Here is an 18965-nt window from a genome sequence, read left to right on the forward strand (position 1 = left end):
GTAATCTGCTCAATAAATAGAAATAAAAACTAAAATAAAATGAACTAAACACCAAAGCAGTACTCTTACTTAATAGTAAAGTTATTCCCTGAATGTTTTATGTTTAATATGTTGTTTGTTATGCGCTCTCTAGCTAATAGTTGAGCGCTTTTTTTTGACTAAAATTTATTACTTTGAAGTTATATACCTAATTTGAAGTTATATACCTAAGATATTGAGTAAATGTAATCTGCTCAATAAATAAAAACCAAAATAAAATGAACTAAACACCAAAGCAGTACTCTTACTTAATAGTAAAGTTATTCCCTGAATGTTTTATGTTTAACATGTTGTTTATTATGCGCTCTCTAGCTAATAGTTGAGCGCTTTTTTTTGACTAAAATTTACTTAATAACTATTAATGAAGTTAGAGGTAGTAATTGCTAGAGAAAGGTTTATTAAACAGAGTTCAGGTTAAGTAGTATTTTATTACTTTTAAATTAAAAACCAGTTATGTGAAATTTATGATTTAAAAAATTAGTTTTTAAATAAAGTGAACTTATTAAATAATCACTAGTCTTATTTATTGAAACATTCTTCCCTGAATAGTTTTGATTTAAGTTTACTTCAATTTTTAACGCGTCAATTTGACGCGTTTTTTTTACCTTTTTTATGAGTAACAGTTTATAAATGATTATTTATAAACTGTTACTCAAAGTAATCTTTTAGGAAGTCGTCAAAACTAAGCACATCATTAGCTTCAATATCAGCTTGAGCTTGATGAGAAGCAGGCACGCTTTTATCAAAAAAATCCTGCGTATAAAATTGATAGTCGCGCGCTTGCGCCGTTTGTTGGTAGGCTTTTGCTTTATCTAACGCATATTCAGTTAAACATTGCTCTTGGAGCACTGCAATTAACTGCGCTGATGGCGTTAAGCTCGAATCATTAATTTTAGCTTGCTCTCGCACAATCGCTTCATTGTAATGCGTTGTACCATAAGCTTTATCTAATAAGTCTGCGACTAATTGCATTTGTATAAAAAGTTCATTACCCCAATCCTTAACTGATTTTGATTCAACTTCACCTTGATTATTAATGTCTGACAACATTAATGACGGATCTCTACCACGCAATACAACGTCATTCATGTTCGCTTCATGGCCTCGTTGTACTTCACAGTCAAATTCTTTGCTATCAACAAAAGCACAAAAAGTAAGAAATATATCTAAAAAATGAACTTGCTCAACGGTAATACCCGTATCGCTAAACGGGTTTACATCTAACGCTCGTACTTCGATATACTCAACCCCACGCTCCCCTAACGCAGCTGAAGGCTTTTCACCTGGTTTTGTTACACGTTTAGGACGAATAGGCGCATATAACTCATTTTCAATTTGTAATACATTGTCGTTAAGTTGTTGATACTTACCATCAACTTTAATACCTATATCTGCAAAGTCTTTAGACTTCAATTTAATGGCTTGTTGAACACCGTCAACGTAATCAACCAAATTGTTATAACAAATTTTTAATTCTGATTGCTCTTTACTGGTATAACCTAAATCACTCATCCGTAATGACGTAGCATGCTCAAGATAAAGTGTACCAAAAGGTGATTTTTTAAAAGGTAGATTTAGCGTTTTGCCTTGTAAAAAAGAACCACAAATAGCAGGAGAGCTGCCAAATAAATAAGGGATCAGCCAACAAAAACGTTTATAATTTCTTAAAATAGAAAAATAACGATCTGAAATAAAATCATCTAACGGTAATGATTTATCACTTGTTGGTGTTGGCTTTACAGCATTATGTAGTTTTTGCTGTGTTTTCCAAAAATCTTCTGAAAATGAAAAGTTAAAATGTATGCCGGCAATAACCTGCATCATTGAACCATAACGATTTTTTAACCCTTGGCGATAAGCAGTTTTCATTTTACCAATGTTTGAACTACCAAATTGCGCCAATGGAATCTTATCCGCATCTTCAACAAAACAAGGCATACTCATCGGCCATAAAAGCTCGCCTTCAATATTATCAAAGGTATATTTTTGAATATCTTGTAATTGCGTAATAGCTATCTCAGGTGAGTGACTAACCGGTGTAATAAATTCAAGTAGTGTTTCTGAATAATCGGTAGTAATTTGGCCATGCGTTAATGCTGAGCCAAGTTGATGGTAGTGACCATGCTCTGATAATTTACCTTCAGGTAATATACGCAAAGCTTCTCGCTCTATGCCACGTCCAATGCCAGCTATTGCTGCTAAATTTTCATCTTGGCTAAAAGCGCCAATATAATCAGTTAATGATATTGTCAAAATAATTCCTGTCGATATCAAATATACTTAAACGTATATCAGATATTTAACGAGTAAAAGGTAAAAGCAAACCCTTATAAAGAACGATATAGATAAGGGTTTTTTAGTGAAATTCAATAGCTGTTAATGAATTTACTGCGTATTAAATATAAATGTCACATAAGTTATTTAACCAATGTTAGCTCAACAATTTCACTTTTAAGCTTTTCTAATTGTGGTCTAACTACTTGACCGTCGCCTACAACAATCCATTGCATTGGTTGCGATAATTCTTTCTTAGCTAATGCATTCAACTCATCAATACTTATGTCGTGAATGATATCGCTTTGTTGCTCACCATAATTAATAGGTAAATTAAACTGCAGTAACTGCCTTAAAAAGCCACTTTTTTTGCTTGGCGTCTCATAACTTAACGCTTCACTTTGTGAAATGGCTTGGCGCATAAAGGTTACTTCACTTTCCGTTAAACCCTGTTCTTCAAAAGTTGTTAATTCTTTAATGATCTCAGCCATAGCATCATAAGTATGCTCTTTTTTAACGCTTGCACCAATGTTAAATTGCCCAAGAACTTTACCACCAGAAAAATAACTAGAGGCGCCATAGGTGTAACCTTTATTTTCACGTAAATTCAAGTTTATACGACTATTAAATGCACCACCTAACGGATAATTCATCAACGTTGCTTTAAAATACTCACCTGTGGCGTCGTATGGCATTGCTCGACGTGATAATTTAATCACCGACTGGTTGGCATTAGGTAAATCGACAAAGTAGATTTTATTCGGTGTTACTTCTGGAAAGTTATAATCAGCGTCAATAGCATAGTCGTTGCCTTTCCATGCTTTTAATAGCCATAAACGACTAAGTAAATCTTTTTTCTCTATATCGCCAACCACGACTAAGCTTGCTTTGCTCGGTGAAAAGTAGTTTTTATAAAAGCTTTTCACATCATCAAGACTAATCGCTGAAACCGTAGCAACCGTGCCGCTATCAACTAAACCTAAACGGTTATTTTCACCATAAGTTACTTGTTTTAAAGCCTTCGCGGCTAATACAGAAGCATCTTTATTACCTTGTTCAATACTTTGAATAAGTTGATTTTTAACACGATCAAAATCTGCTTCAGCAAATTTAGGCTTAAACATCATTTCAAACATTAATGCTAACGTTTGATCGAGATTTTTAACTAATGAATTCACTTTTACATAGCTATTACGTCCGCCAGCGCCAATTGAAATACTACTGCCGAGTAAGGCCAGTTCATTCGACAGTTGCTCTTTGCTATGCACTGTTGTGCCTTCATTCATCAAACTTGCCGTTAAGCTAGCTAAACCGGCTTTGTTTACTGAGTCTAGCAATACTCCGCCTTCAAGACTTAATAATAAACTGACCGTTGGCGTTTCAGTATTTTTAGTGCCAATTATTTCAACACCATTAGCAAAACTTTCGCGCCATAAACTAGGCACCTTAACTGTAGGGTTCTCACCTGAGTTAGGCATAATACTGCGATCAAAGTCACTGATGTTTTTCATCAAAGGGGTATCAAGTGACGCTAACTCTGGTGGATTAGTGATGTCAGGTAAAACAAAGTTATCCTTTTTTGTCGCTAAAGCTTCTTGCTCTGGAGGCACAATAGATAATACCGCAGCACCTTTACCTTTTATATATTGCTTAAAAACACGCATAACATCAGCTTTAGTTACCTTATTATAGCGCGCAATTTGTTGCTCTGTGTAATTGGCATCACCTAATATAGTTTGGTAATGCGCTAAATTAGAGACCTTACCCGACACACTTTGCAAACCATAAATAGTACCTGTTTCAATACTAACTTTAGTTTTAATTAAATCATCATCATTAACACCGCGGGTTTCAAATTCTACTAGCGTGTCATTAATCACTTGTTCTATTTTTGCTAAAGATAAACCTTGTTGTGGGTTTGGTAAGGCATAGAAGCTCATTTTACAAGCAAGTTCTTGGCAAGGATGAGACGCACCGGCTTGTACTGCCACACCCGATTTTACTAAGTTTTTATAAAGTAATGACGTGGGTCCATTACCTAAAATATTAGCTAACACATCCAGAGCCGCTTCATCTTTATGCATGCCATAAACCGTAGGAAAACTAATATAAAGTAGTGGTAAAGACACATTATCAACAAACGAGTAGTAACGGTTCTCATTGAGCGTTACTGGTGATTTTTCAATACTTTCAACGGCTGGACCTTGCTTTAAACCACCAAAATATTTATTTATCCAAGCTAATGTTTGTACTTCATCGATATCACCACCAATGGTTAATACTGCATTATTAGGTCCGTACCAACGCGAAAAGAATTCTTTTAAATCGGTAACTGTTTCTCTATCTAAGTCATACATATAACCAATTACTGGCCATGAATAAGGGTGTTCACGCGGGTAAATCATTTGATTAACGGTTTCATTTAAGCGCCCATAAGGACGGTTATCAACATTTTGACCACGCTCATTCTTTACTGTGGCACGTTGTATTTCAAATTTTTCTGCGGTAATAGTTTCGAGTAAAAATCCCATACGATCAGATTCAAGCCACAACATTTTTTCTAATTGATTTTTCGGTACTGTTTCAAAGTAATTGGTGCGATCGGTATTCGTTGTACCGTTTAAGCTACCACCACTTTGGGTTACTACTTTAAAATGTTCTTCGTCTTCAACATTTTGTGAGCCTTGAAACATCATGTGCTCAAAAAAATGTGCAAAGCCTGATTTGCCTAATTGTTCCCGTGATGACCCAACATGATAAGTAACATCTACATGTACAAGCGGATCTGAATTATCTTGATGTAAAATAACCGTTAAACCATTATCTAATTTATATTTTTTAAAGGGGATGTTAATCGCATCAGATTTAGCGGTTACCGTTTCAACTAGCTCTATACCTTTGGGTAGGGTTATCGAGTCTTGGCTTGTACAAGCAAATAATAAAGCGCCTGTTGCAGCAACAACGCTTGCTTTAACGATACGAATTAATTGCGCAGAAAAGCGCTTCTCAGGGATTAATTGCAAAATAACATCCTGTAAAAAGAGTAAAAAACAATGGTTTCAATTATCATAACAAACAAGCGAGCTTAAAGGTTAAATTAAATGTTTAAAGTTATTACACAGCACCCTGATTTTATTGTGGTTAATAAAGAGGCGGGAATAAATTTTCATGATGAAGGAGAGCTAGGCTCTGGCTTGCATTCACGTGTAAAAAATTACTTAGCGCAAGAACAAAGTAACTTACAAACAAAAGCAAATAATTCAGAAGAAAACACTGAACTTGTCCCTGAACTTTACCCGGTACACCGTTTAGACAAAATGACTTCTGGTATTGTTATTTTTGCTAAAAACTTAGCTGCAGCGCAAACCTTTGGACAGCTTTTTAGCGAACACAAAATTGAAAAGTATTACTTAGCGATTAGCGATAAAAAACCGACCAAGAAGCAAGGATTAATTAAAGGCGATATGGTAAAAAGCCGTCGTGGTATGTTTAAGTTATTACGTACTGTGGAGAACCCTGCAATTACTCAATTTTTCTCTTATGTTTTACCAAGTGAAAAGGCAAATAAACAGCGATTATATTTACTAAAACCGCATTCAGGTAAAACTCATCAACTACGGGTTGCTTTGGCAAGTATTGGTGCGCCTATTGTCGGCGATCCGCTCTATTACCCTCAACCTGATGTTAAAACACCGATTGATAGAGGCTACTTACATGCTTATGCGCTTAAGTTTACTTATTTGGGTGATGACTTTGAATTTACCTGTTTGCCAACCGCAGGGGAGAATTATTTAGCGATCCAAGCTAACGGCGATTTTATTGAACCGTTGACTGCAATAAAAAGTCCTTGGTTATTAAATTGGCCAAAGTTTTAACCTGAAGTCCTTCATAAGTATTATATTTGAAAGTAATCTCAGCTTTATCAACAAACTCCAAGTCTGCTTGGATCAAGTGCCGAAATGAAAGGTAATATTCACCTATTACCATCATGACGCTGCATGGATGTAGTTTATTAGGCAATGCAGGAGCACTATTGTCCTGATGTGCCTTCATTGCTGTTAGGGCGAAAATGTTGCCTTGAATGTAGGATAACACTTGAGCAGCAGCTCCTAGGGATTCCAAAGGGAGGCCGGAGGCAGTCTCTCTTTGGGTGTCATCGCCACCGCGACAAAATATAAGTCAGAAATACAAATAAACACTTTTATCACTGGGAGTTCAAAAGGCGTGTAGATCTTTCAGAATTTATTACTTCGTTACTATCATTACTAACATGCACGGCTACCTAACATGGCTAAAGAATATTATTACAGTGAGTGAATAAATACTAACGCAATAGCAGTTGGACAAACAAACTTTACATACCAAGGCCATATTTTCCAGAAGAGACTGCTTTCGACCTCGCTATTTCCCTGTTTAATTTCGGTTAAAATATCGTTTCTGTGCCAAATCCAACCGACAAATATACAACAAAACATGGCAATAAGTGGCTGTCCGTATTGAGTAGATAAAATAGCGATAAAATCTAGCATCCACTCAAGATTAATGACGATAATTATACTGAGTAGTAAAATGGCTACGCCAATATAAGTGGTTGCTTTTTTTCGTGCAATATTATGACGTTCCACAACAAAAGAAACAGGCCCTTCAAGCATAGAAATTGATGACGTTAACGCAGCAATAGTCATCAATACAAAAAAACCAAAAGCGACAAATAGGCCTACCGCTCCCATATTCAAAAACAATGCAGGTAATACAGTAAAGACAAGACTTGAGCCTGAAATCAAACTGCCATCCTCGGCAAAAATAGCCACACCTTGTGCTTGCGCTACATACATAGCAGGAATAATTAATAAACCAGCTAAAAAAGCAATAGACACATCAATTAAGGTTACTTGCGCGCCAAGACTCACTAAATTTTCTTTTTTCGCGATATAAGAGCCGTAAATAATCATCACACTCGTGCCTAACGATAATGAAAAAAACGCCTGCCCTAACGCACTAATTAATAAATCAGCATCAAATACCCGTGAAATATCCGGGTTTAAATAAGCTGCAAAGCCTGCTTGTGCGCCATTTAAGGTAAACACATAAGCAATTAACAAAATGAGTAAAATAATTAACATCGGCATTAAACGCTTTGACCATTTCTCTATACCTTGCTCTACGCCGCGGCGAATAATCAAAATGGTTAGACCAATAAAGAGCGTTGTAAAAAGTATATTGCGGGGTAACGTGTGGGTAATTAACCATTTAGCCTCATCCGTAAATGAAGCCAATTTGGCTAATGGCTCTACGGCATAAGACATCATCCAACCAGCAATGATGGCGTAAAAACTTAAAATAAGCGCGGCACAGAGCACACCACCAAAACCTACGGCAAAACCAAAACGTTTTTGCCAAGATGTACGTGCAACTTTTTGCATACTTGTAACAGCATTAGCTTGGCCGTAACGACCAATTAACAGTTCAGCCATAAAAGCCGGATATGCTAAAAAAAAGGCTAGCACGAGATAAACGAGTACAAAAGCAGCACCACCATTACTAGCGGTTTGGGTAGGGAACCCCCAAATATTACCTAAGCCCACAGCAGAGCCTGCCGCAGCCATAATAAAGCCTATGCTAGAATTAAAGCCGCCTCTTGAAGCACTCATGATTTTCCTTTGTTTATTATTATTTTGAAGTTAGGATTTATTGTAAGTTACTAAATATTCGATGAAATGAACAGAGGTAAGCGTGTTTCTATAAAGTCATCATAAAAAAACGCGAACAAGTTCCCACTTACAGACTATCAATACTTTTTACATTTTTGAAAGTCACATAAAAAACGCGAATAAACTCCTGACTACATTTTATCTTTTGTAGGCGGGAATTTATTCGCGCTGTTATTAATTTTTATCTTTATTTAACTGATATAAGTTAAATTAAAAAGTCTTACCTATTCCGCTTCTGGACGCATGTGTGGGAACAAAATAACGTCTTTTATGCTTGGCGAGTCAGTAAATAACATCACTAAACGGTCAATACCAATACCTTCACCAGCTGTTGGTGGTAAACCGTATTCTAAAGCATTAATGTAATCAGCATCAAAATGCATTGCTTCATCATCACCGGCATCTTTTTCAGTGACTTGTTTTTGGAAGCGTTCAGCTTGGTCTTCTGCATCATTAAGCTCAGAGAAGCCATTTGCTAATTCACGACCACCAACAAAGAATTCAAAACGATCAGTAATAAATGGATTTACATCATTACGACGTGCAAGTGGTGATACTTCCCACGGGTATTCTGTAATAAATGTAGGTTGATCTAATAAATGCTCTGCAACTTCTTCAAATATTTCACAGATATATTTACCAGGGCCCCATACTTTAGACGCGTCACTTTCTTTAACGCCCACAGCTTTAGCCATAGCTTTAATTGCGTCGAAGTTGTTTTCTGGATCACGTAAAGCCGCTTCATCAAAGCTTTCAGCACCACGATGATCTTTACCGTAAGTTAAAATTGCATCAACCATTGATAAACGCGCAAACGGCTTACCAAGATCATAGAATTTCTCTTCTACTACTTCGCCATCAGCATTTTTAACTGTATTACGAATAGTGGTGGTACCTAAAACGTCTTGCGCGATAGTACGTAACATTTCTTCAGTAGTGTTCATTAAGTCATGATAATCAGCATACGCTTGGTAGAATTCAATCATGGTAAATTCTGGGTTATGACGAGTTGAAATACCTTCGTTACGGAAACTTCTGTTAATTTCAAATACGCGATCAAAACCACCTACCACTAAACGTTTTAAGTTAAGCTCTGGCGCGATACGTAAGTACATATCTAAATCAAAGGTATTATGGTGCGTAGTAAATGGTTTAGCTGTTGCACCACCAGGGATAATTTGTAACATTGGCGTTTCAACTTCCATGAAATCACGTTGTGTTAAAAAGTTACGAATACCAGCAACAATTTTTGAACGGATTTTAAAAGTATTACGCGTGTCTTCATTGATAATTAAATCAACATAACGCTGACGGTACTTCATTTCTTGGTCTGATAAACCGTGGAATTTTTCAGGTAACGGACGTAAAGACTTAGTTAATAATGAGTATTCGTCCATGTTCACGTAAAGATCGCCTTTACCTGATTTATGTAAAATACCTTTAATACCAACAATATCGCCAATATCTAAAGAACCCCATTTTTCACGGATTTCTTTTTGTACTGTTTTTTCAGCATAACCTTGGATACGACCAGATGAGTCTTGAATAACTAAAAATGGACCACGTTTAGCCATAACACGACCAGCAATCGCATAAGTTACTTGTAGCGCTTCTAGCTCTTCTTTGGTTTTTTCACCATGCTCAGCTTGAATATCTGCCGCTAAATGTTCACGATTAAAATCGTTTGGAAAACCATTCGCCGTTGAATTTGAACGAATCTTTTCAAGTTTTACGCGACGCTCAGCAATCAGTTTATTTTCATCTTGTGCTACGGGTGCATTAGTGGCTTTATCTGTCATTTTATTTCCAAAGTTATCTTTAGTTTGTTCAATAGGTTCGAAGGGAGTAAATAATTTTACAAGCCTGACTTTAAGCTGGCTTCTAAAAATTTATCTAAATCTCCGTCTAATACTGCTTGGGTATTACGGTTTTCAACACCCGTTCTTAAATCTTTTATACGGCTATCGTCTAATACGTAAGAGCGAATTTGACTACCCCAACCTATGTCTGATTTACCGTCTTCTAATTCTTGTTTGCCTTCATTTTGCTTTTGCATTTCCATTTCATACAGCTTGGCTTTTAATAGCTTCATCGCCGTAGCACGGTTTTTGTGTTGTGATCTGTCTGCTTGACAAGCCACTACAGCACCGGTTGGAATATGGGTGATTCGAATAGCTGAATCTGTTTTATTAACATGCTGACCACCAGCACCTGATGCACGGAATGTATCGGTTCGTAAATCAGCAGGGTTAATATCTATTTCAATATTGTCATCAATTTCAGGATAAATAAATGCTGAAGCAAACGAAGTATGACGACGACCTGAAGAATCAAATGGCGATTTTCGTACTAAGCGATGTACGCCAGTTTCGGTGCGTAACCAACCAAAAGCAAATTCACCTGTGTACTTAATAGTACAACCTTTAATACCGGCAACATCACCGTCGGTCACTTCAAGCGCTTCGGTTTTATAACCGTGCGCTTCGCCCCAACGCAAGTACATGCGCATTAGCATTTCAGCCCAATCTTGCGCTTCGGTGCCACCTGAGCCTGATTGAATATCTAAATAAGCGTTGTTAGCATCTTGCTCGCCCGAAAACATACGGCGAAACTCAAGTTTTTCTAGTACAGCATCTAATGCTGCAGCTTCGCTTTCTGCGTCATCAAAGGTTTCTTGATCTTCTTCTTCAACGGCAAGTTCAACTAACTCTTCAATATCTTCACAACCACTTTCTAGCTCAACAATGGTGTTAACTACTTCTTCTAAGGCACTACGCTCTTTACCTAAGGCTTGAGCACGCTCTGGCTCGTTCCAAATTTCTGGTAATTCTAATTCGCGTGTTACTTCAACTAAACGTTCAGCTTTAACGTCGTAGTCAAAGGTACCCCCGAAGCAGATTAGCGCGCTCACGGATTTCTTTTAATTTACTTAATATTGGATTTGTTTCGAACATTACGCTTCAAATAATTAATTTAATGAATTGTCTTTGAACTAATTTATAATTTTACTAAACGGCAAAGACAAATAGTCGCGCATTGTAACGTAATTTACAGGGTAAATAAATGGCTATAAAACGCAGAAAACACTTAAATTTATTATTTTAAGCTAGGAGGTAGTTAACGAGTATTTTCAGGAGGGTTGATCACATAAAGTTTAATTAATGAAGGCCATTAAAAACAAAAAAGCCGCTTAAAAGCGGCTTTCAATATCATGAACACTTATAGAAAAGGTTATGAGTTAGTTTTTTTTCTAGCAACAACTAGTGCAACTAAACCAAATAACATTAACGCAATTGCGTTTGGTGTAGAAACTTCTGTAATACTTACATCATCAAAGAAGTTACCTGTTGAATCATTGATATCATCTAATGACGTGAAGCTTAATGTAGACAATGCAGATAATGCGGTAAATGTATAAGTATAATCTGTCCAGCTACCTGTAACATGGCTACTTACGTTATCTGTAGTGTCACCAACAGAAACTTCAAATGCTTGAGCTCCACCACCTGAGCGTTTTTGTGCTGCAAAGTTTAGCTCGTAAGTTGCACCCACAATTGTTGCAAAGTTTTGAGAGATTGCATAAGAGCTAGAGCCGTCACCACCGTGAGCATTAAGCTCTAAAAAGTAGTTTAGATCATCAGCGATTACGCTATTAAAGCCACTTTTCCAAATTTCTACGTTTTGAGTGTCATCCCAGTTTGGAATTGAAGCGTAGTAGCTCCAAGTAGTTGGTAATGCATTATTGCCAACATCTTCAAAACTACCGTTTTGAATTAAGTTTGCTTGAGCTGCACCAGTTAGGGCAATAGTTAAAGCAAAAGTACCGATTAATTTTTTTAATATGTTCATGATTTATTCATCCTATTGTAGCAAAGGAGTATTTTCCTTTATAACAAAATATAGGCATAAATCATACCACATATGCAACATATTGTAATTCAAGGGATTTACCTATATTTAAATAATGCTTTGTAAAATATCCTGACACTTACAATTTTAGGAGAGCCTAGTCTACATTAATGATTAAAAATCGGTGGAACGTAACGTCTTACACTGCTAGGTAGTAGCTGCACAATTTTTTGTCTAGTTACTTGCCAAAATGCCGATAACAATAATAATACGGCTCCCATCAGTACGCCGGTTAAGGCAAAACCATAGCCAATACCGCCATAAGTATTAACAAGCGACGTTAACGCGTAAATCACATACACCAACGATGAAACCATAAAAGCACGGCGGTCAATAACAAGTGATATAACTGTCATTAATATGTACAAAATTATTACTAAAGTCATATTAAATAGGCTTTCGTTACCTGCTAGTACCCCTAAACTAGAAAAAACAGGGTGAATAATTAATGGCGCTGCGGCTAAATGTAACCAAAAAGCCACATCAGATTTACGTGTTACTCGTTTTGTATCCGCACAATCCCAATACATTGCTAACAAAAAGGCGACCACACCACAAAGAAATAAAATCACTAGTAACCATTGTTGTGTACTTGGAAAAATATTCAAAGTAGTTGAGATAATTAAAGCAACTGCAGCAACAGTACCGGCTGCCACTGTAATAGGCACCTTAAAACGTAACCAATGTAAATATGCTGCTATGGTTGATGCAGCAGCAGAAGCAATAAGTGATGTTTGTGACATTTGCGGGAAGAAAGATCCTGCTAAAATAAAAACACCTCCAACAAATGAAGCTAATAACAAAATAGCCGGTAATGACATTTTTCTTTTTAAAACAAAAAACTCAGATAATCCCCAAGATAATGCGATAAAACTCAGTAAGCCAAACATTTCATTGATAGGTTTTAATACAAAGATGGAAGAGAACAATAATAAAAAGCAGGCGATTAAAACAAAAATATCATTAAAGCCACCCACTAACTTAAAGTCTTCTTCATCAATATTCTTCTGATTTTTTAATGCTAATACCGAGGCTTTAAATTCATCAACAGAGGATGCGGTGAATATACCATTTTTCACCGCTTGTTTTAGGTCTTCGTCGCTATACATTTTACCTCCTTAAAATTAACTTCTATGCCATCTACTGTTTTTGATTAATGGCTATTAGTTACCATATCCGTTAATTGGTTTATGCCTATTTAACACTAAAAATATAGCTGAGGCTAAGCCCGCAGAGGCGAAAATCATACACATAACCATAATTTGATATCGTGCTGCGATAAAGGGCGATACGCCTGCTAGAATTTGTCCTGTCATCATACCTGGCAGTGACACAATGCCCACAGCAAATAAGGCATTAGTATTAGGGATCATTGAAGCTTTAAAGGCAATATTGCGAGCTTGTATATACGTTGCACCGCGATTAACTTCAGCAAAAAACCTTTCCCCACATAAACTGACACTGTTCATGCCATTGGCAAAAACCATACCGGCAAGCGGCACCATAGTTTGCGGCTGATACCAAGGGTTAAGTGTTAACACGCCTTGGGTGATCATTAATAAGACAATAAAACTACTGACAAAAATAGCCAGAAAGGCACTCCTAAATAGTGACTTTTGCGGTGACTCGATATTATTTAGGGCAATCCAACTTGAAAATAACACCATAACCAACAGCAAAACGCCAATAACCCAAGCATTATCGTTTTCAAAAATATAACTTAACACATAACCGACAAGTAACAATTGTACTAACATACGTACAATAGCGTGTAAGGTGCGTTTTTGTGGTAGTGACCAACAAGCTAATATAATTAAAACTAAAGACACAGGGACAAAAGCTATAGCAAGATTAATTAGCGGAATAGTTGCTAATGTTTGTTCCATTTTTTAGCCTTATATAGATGTATTACTTTAAATTCTGCACTTATTTATTATTTAAACACAATGAATAAGCTTATTTTGTTGTGTTTAAATAATAAATTTTAACGTCGTTATGCAGTACGAATATCTTCAATCATTAATTGTACCGTACGTTTGCCACGAAATTCATTTACATCTAAGCGATATGCCAAATGCACTTGTTTCGCTTGATTATTTGGCCATGCTTTTATATCAACATTAAAGGCTATCCCATCAAACACTTGGCCATTTTTTTCTACTACTAATTTTAAGTGTTTTTCACCCACAATTCTTTGCTGAACTAGGGTAAAGATATCGTCAAATAAAGGCTCTGGAAAGTTTTGTCCCCAAGGTCCTGAGTCACGTAGTTGTTCAGCAAACTCAAGGGTAAGCATGCTAGCACTAAGTTCACCATCAGAAAGAATAATACTATCTAAATCTTCTGGCTTTAACCACTTACCTGCTAGCTCATTAAAGGTTTGCTGAAATTTTTCAAAGTCCGCTTGTTTTATTGATAAGCCAGCTGCCATAGCATGGCCGCCAAACTTAGTAATTAAACCCGGATTTTGGCTATCGATATGCTCAAGTAAATCACGAATATGTAGCCCTGGTATTGAGCGAGCTGAGCCTTTTATTTCGGCACTTGTTAAATCACTCTCTTCATCTTTAGCTTTGGCAAAGACAATACAAGGGCGATGAAACTTTTCTTTTAAACGCCCTGCGACAATACCAATAACACCCTGATGCCAATCAGCTTGAAAAAGTGCGATAGCGTTAGGTAAATTATCTTCATCAAAATTAAGTGCGGTAAGTACTCGCTCCGCTTCTTGTTGCATGCCCTGCTCTATTTCGCGGCGAGTTTTGTTTAAATCATCAAGCTCTGCTGCCATAACTCTAGCACTTGATAAATCAGGCGCTAATAAACAGTTAATACCATAAGCCATATCGTCTAAACGACCTGCAGCATTAATACGGGGGCCCAAAGCAAAACCAAAATCACTCGCAACTAATCGTTGTTGATTTCTGTTAGCTATTTCAATAAGTGCTTGAATACCTGGACGAGTTTGTCCGGCGCGAATACGCTTTAAACCTTGCTCTACCAATATGCGATTATTAGCATCAAGCGACACAACATCGGCAACGGTACCTAAGGCGACTAAATCTAATAATTGTGCGATATTGGGCTCAGCAATACCTTGCTCGGCAAAGTAGTTTTGCTCGCGGCAATATTTACGTAAAGCAAGCATTAGATAAAAAGCCACGCCAACTCCGGCAAGAGACTTACTTGGAAAATTACAGCCAACTTGGTTCGGATTTACAATAGCATCAGCTATAGGTAATGAGTGCCCTGGAAGATGGTGATCCGTAACAATAACTTGCATACCTAAGTCTTTGGCACGTTTAACCCCAGCAATACAACTAATACCGTTATCCACGGTAATAAGCATTTCAGCCTTTTGCGCTGCGGCAATGTCAACAATCTCAGGTGTTAAACCATAACCGTATTCAAACCGGTTTGGTACAATAAAGTCATGGTTGTTACTGCCAAATAAGTTAAGTGCTGTAACCATTAAAGCGGTACTGGTTGCACCATCGGCATCAAAGTCGCCAACAATAATAATACGTGTTTTATTTAATAATGCATGGTGTAGTAACTGGCAAGCATCATTAATGCCTAATAATTCGGTTTCAGCCACCATCCCCTGTAAATGAGCAACATTAAGCGCCAACTCATCTGCCGATTGCATGCCACGACTTACGTAAATTTGTTTAATAATGTCAGGCAAGTTATCAGGTAAATAGCTAGCATCGACTTGAGTTCGACGAATAATTTTTTTACTCATACTTTACGTTCTCGGTGGTGTTGCTTGGGTTGAATCAGTAGATACTATAAAGGCTTTATTACAGTTAGCCTTTAAACAAAAAAAGTACTTGATGAATATCAACAAGTACTTTTATTTAGTGCATCTATCACAATAGCTTAAGAGTTAATTTATATCTCAAATAGGTGTTTTATCTATTTAGATAGTTTTTAACATCTGCTCTAATTGCGCTGGAGGTTGATAACCAGGGACCATAGTACCATCAGATAAAATAATAGCAGGTGTACCAGTAACACCTATTTGGCGACCAAACTCATATTCTGCTTCAACATTTGATTCACAAATTCTATAAGCAACACCTTTACCCAACTTAGCATCGGTTAACGCTTTAGGCGCATCATCACTACACCATACAGAGCGTAAATCTTTAAAACCTTGGCTTGCATTACCGGCTTTATCTATAAGGCCGCCTCTAGGAAACGCTAAATATTGCACGGTAATACCACGGTCATTATAGCCTTTCATTTCACCATGCATTTTACGACAATAGCCACAAGTAATATCAGTAAAAACGGTTATTACATATTTTTCATTTTCAGCTTTATAAACAATCATGTCATCTTTAAAAGCTTTTAAACCGTTAAGTCGAATCTCAGCTAAAGTACTCTCAGTTAAATCAACAACACCATTTTCCAATCCGTATACTTTACCGTGAATTAAAAAGTTGCCATCAAAAGTCACATAAAACAAACCTTGCTCAGTTAATACTGAAGCAATCCCTGGCATAGGTGTTTTTATCACCTCAATGACAGTCATGCCTAAGCTAGTGCTGAATTTTTGTTTTAACAAGTCTACATTTAACTTATCACTACTACCTTGTGGTTTAGCTATAGTAGAAGGTGCATCTGAAGAAGCTGCCACGGCAGTGCTGGTTAACAAAAGCGGTAAAGTAAGTGTGGTAAATACCGCACTTAAAAATAAAGTTTTAAACATAATGGTCCCTAACAATCGACTAATAAATAAAGCAAAAGATCTAAAGTAAATAAACGTAATCATGCAATAGACCTTATTATACGCACAGAAATTACAGCCCTAGGGCATTTATTGCAACTTAAAATAGCCGTTAAACTAAATTAACTTGTAAACAAAGGTGAATGTTTTTGCTAAAATCCTGCCTAAATTATTACTGCTACAATAAAAATTGGAAATTGAATAATGAAGATTGGTTTGTTTTATGGTTCAACTACTTGTTACACAGAGATTGTAGCTGAAAAAATTCAAGAAATAATAGGCACTGATTTAGTTGATTTATTCAATATTAAAGATCAACCTTTAGCACTATGCCTTGATTATGACTTTCTTATTTTTGGTATTTCAACTTGGGATTACGGTGAAATTCAAGAAGATTGGGAGTCTATTTGGAGTGATATTAATCAGTTAGACTTGAGCGATAAAATCGTTGCTTTATACGGCATGGGCGATCAAGTAGGTTATGCCGATTGGTTTCAAGATGCGTTAGGTATGCTACACGATCAAGTTATTATTCAAGACGGCAAAACTATCGGTTCTTGGCCAATTCAAGGTTATGAATTTACCGCATCAAAAGCACTTACCAGTGACAATAGCCATTTTGTAGGCTTAGCTTTAGATGAAGATAGCCAATATAGCTTAACCGACGAACGTTTAGAGGCGTGGTGCGAACAAATACTAGTAGAATACAGCTCTTTACTTTAATAAATATATTGCTGCAAAATTTTATAGATTAAAGGTTTCTCTACAGAATTATAGCCAGCTTACAATAAAGGGTTACAGCAAGCGCTAAAACTACTATAATTGCCGCCATATTTATCTATATAGCGCTGTATTAAATTATTCACCATTACATGAATATTTACTCAATGCGCTATTATTAACCCTTAGTGAACTATCCCCTATGTTTGAGCAATTTGATCTAGACTCTGAATTATTAGCCAGTATTAAAAAAGTTGGTTACACCAAGCCTACCTCAATTCAAGAACTTGTTATTCCACAAGCAATGGCTGGTAAAGATGTTATGGCATCTGCACCAACAGGCACAGGCAAAACTGCAGCCTTTTTATTACCTGTTGCTCAACATTTATTAGACTACCCACGCACTCAACCGGGCTTTCCTCGAGTATTAATTTTAACGCCAACCCGTGAATTAGCGATACAAATAGGTGAAGACAGCGAACGACTTACTGAGTTAACTAAAATAAAAACAGGGGTGATAACTGGTGGCGTTAATTATGGCAGCCATGCAGATATTTTAACCTCTACTACCGATATTTTAGTGGCAACACCGGGTCGTTTAATGGAATACATCGAAAACGAACAGTTTGATGCCCGTGAAATTGAAATTCTTATTTTAGATGAAGCTGATCGTATGCTTGATCTTGGCTTTAGCGAAACCATTAACCGCATTGTTGCTGAAGCACGCTGGCGGAAACAAACCATGTTGTTCTCTGCCACACTTGAAGGCGCTGGTGTTTTGCGTTTCGCCAAAGAAGTACTTAACGAGCCTGTATTTTTAGAGTCGAACCCTTCTCGTAAAGAAAAAGCCGTTATCCACCAGTGGTTGCATTTAGCCGACAACGCTAACCATAAACTCGACTTACTCGTAAACACTTTGAAGCAAGCGGGCGTAGACCGTACCGTTGTATTTGCCAATAAACGTGAAACCGTACAATATTTATCAGGCAAGCTTTACGCTGAAGAATTACCGTGCGTTTGGCTTGAAGGTAAAATGCCACAAGACAAACGCAATAAAGCTATTGAGCGCTTTAAAAGTGGCGAAATAAAAGTATTAGTAGCAACCGATGTTGCCGCTCGTGGTTTAGATATTGACGATATTACCCATGTAATTAACTTTGATATGCCGCGCAAAGTCGATATTTATATTCATCGTATTGGTCGTACTGGCCGCGCAGGTAATAAAGGTACAGCTATTTCGTTAGTTGAAGCGCATGATATGGCGGTTATTGGTAAAATTGAACGCTACACTAAAGAGCGTTTACAACGTCGTGTTATTCAAGAGTTACGCCCTAAAAACAAAGAATCGCGTGTTGTTAATAAAAAAGCCAAAGTTAAATTAACTACCGCACAGAGAAAAGCAAAAGCTAAAAAACAAATAAAGAAAAAAGCTAAACGCGCTAAATAAACTGAGCTTGGTTTAAAGAATCTTTAATAATAATAAAACACACTAATTAGCAAAATATCTTGTTATAATACCAATTCCAATAAGTTTCTGGTCTAGCTGTGCGAAGGGAAAGTATTTAAAGACAAGGCGC

At 36.8% G+C, this 18965-nt stretch carries 13 protein-coding genes; 3 read left to right on the plus strand and 10 right to left on the minus strand.

Going from position 1 to position 18965, the window contains the following annotated elements:
- Positions 1–687: 687 nt before the first annotated feature.
- Positions 688–2292 (minus strand): glutamate--cysteine ligase, encoded by a 1605-nt coding sequence (gene gshA / locus KO502_RS14155; RefSeq protein ID WP_216023216.1) that lies wholly within the window; start codon positions 2290–2292, stop codon positions 688–690.
- Positions 2293–2456: 164 nt separating this feature from the next.
- On the minus strand, positions 2457–5336 hold the full coding sequence (locus KO502_RS14160) for a pitrilysin family protein (protein ID WP_216023217.1): 2880 nt from the start codon (positions 5334–5336) through the stop codon (positions 2457–2459).
- 78 nt (positions 5337–5414) lie between these two features.
- Here KO502_RS14160 and KO502_RS14165 point away from each other — a divergent pair, with 78 nt between their 5' ends.
- Positions 5415–6188, plus strand: a complete 774-nt coding sequence (locus KO502_RS14165; protein ID WP_216023218.1) for a TIGR01621 family pseudouridine synthase — start codon at positions 5415–5417, stop codon at positions 6186–6188.
- A gap of 429 nt (positions 6189–6617) precedes the next feature.
- Here the strand turns inward: KO502_RS14165 and KO502_RS14170 are convergent, their stop codons facing one another.
- From KO502_RS14170 to dsbC, 8 genes are all read right to left on the minus strand, one after another.
- On the minus strand, positions 6618–7964 hold the full coding sequence (locus tag KO502_RS14170) for a sodium-dependent transporter (RefSeq protein ID WP_216023219.1): 1347 nt from the start codon (positions 7962–7964) through the stop codon (positions 6618–6620).
- 284 nt (positions 7965–8248) lie between these two features.
- Positions 8249–9823 carry a lysine--tRNA ligase gene (gene lysS, locus KO502_RS14175; RefSeq protein ID WP_216023220.1) on the minus strand — a complete coding sequence of 525 codons (1575 nt, stop codon included), beginning with the start codon at positions 9821–9823 and terminating at the stop codon, positions 8249–8251.
- A 56-nt stretch (positions 9824–9879) separates the two neighbouring features.
- A protein-coding gene (prfB, locus tag KO502_RS14180) for a peptide chain release factor 2 (protein WP_216023221.1) occupies positions 9880–10978 on the minus strand; the annotation gives its coding sequence in 2 pieces (ribosomal slippage) (positions 9880–10902 and positions 10904–10978; 1098 coding nt in all).
- A gap of 277 nt (positions 10979–11255) precedes the next feature.
- Positions 11256–11873: a DUF642 domain-containing protein gene (locus KO502_RS14185; RefSeq protein WP_216023222.1), complete on the minus strand. Its 618-nt coding sequence runs from the start codon at positions 11871–11873 to the stop codon at positions 11256–11258.
- A gap of 167 nt (positions 11874–12040) precedes the next feature.
- Entirely contained in the window at positions 12041–13042 is a 1002-nt protein-coding gene (locus KO502_RS14190; RefSeq protein ID WP_216023223.1) for a hypothetical protein, read from the minus strand.
- 54 nt (positions 13043–13096) lie between these two features.
- A complete protein-coding gene (locus KO502_RS14195; protein ID WP_216023224.1) occupies positions 13097–13819 on the minus strand; it encodes an ABC transporter permease in 723 nt (240 codons plus the stop codon).
- A gap of 107 nt (positions 13820–13926) precedes the next feature.
- Positions 13927–15678, minus strand: a complete 1752-nt coding sequence (gene recJ / locus KO502_RS14200; protein ID WP_216023225.1) for a single-stranded-DNA-specific exonuclease RecJ — start codon at positions 15676–15678, stop codon at positions 13927–13929.
- 177 nt (positions 15679–15855) lie between these two features.
- Positions 15856–16650 carry a bifunctional protein-disulfide isomerase/oxidoreductase DsbC gene (gene dsbC, locus KO502_RS14205; protein WP_216023226.1) on the minus strand — a complete coding sequence of 265 codons (795 nt, stop codon included), beginning with the start codon at positions 16648–16650 and terminating at the stop codon, positions 15856–15858.
- A 222-nt stretch (positions 16651–16872) separates the two neighbouring features.
- Between dsbC and fldB the strand changes: the two genes are divergently transcribed.
- Positions 16873–17391, plus strand: a complete 519-nt coding sequence (gene fldB / locus KO502_RS14210) for a flavodoxin FldB (protein ID WP_216023227.1) — start codon at positions 16873–16875, stop codon at positions 17389–17391.
- A 199-nt stretch (positions 17392–17590) separates the two neighbouring features.
- Positions 17591–18835 (plus strand): ATP-dependent RNA helicase SrmB, encoded by a 1245-nt coding sequence (gene srmB / locus KO502_RS14215; RefSeq protein ID WP_216023228.1) that lies wholly within the window; start codon positions 17591–17593, stop codon positions 18833–18835.
- The last annotated feature ends 130 nt before the right edge of the window (positions 18836–18965 follow it).

Source organism: Colwellia sp. E2M01, assembly GCF_018860585.1.
Lineage (GTDB): Bacteria > Pseudomonadota > Gammaproteobacteria > Enterobacterales > Alteromonadaceae > Colwellia.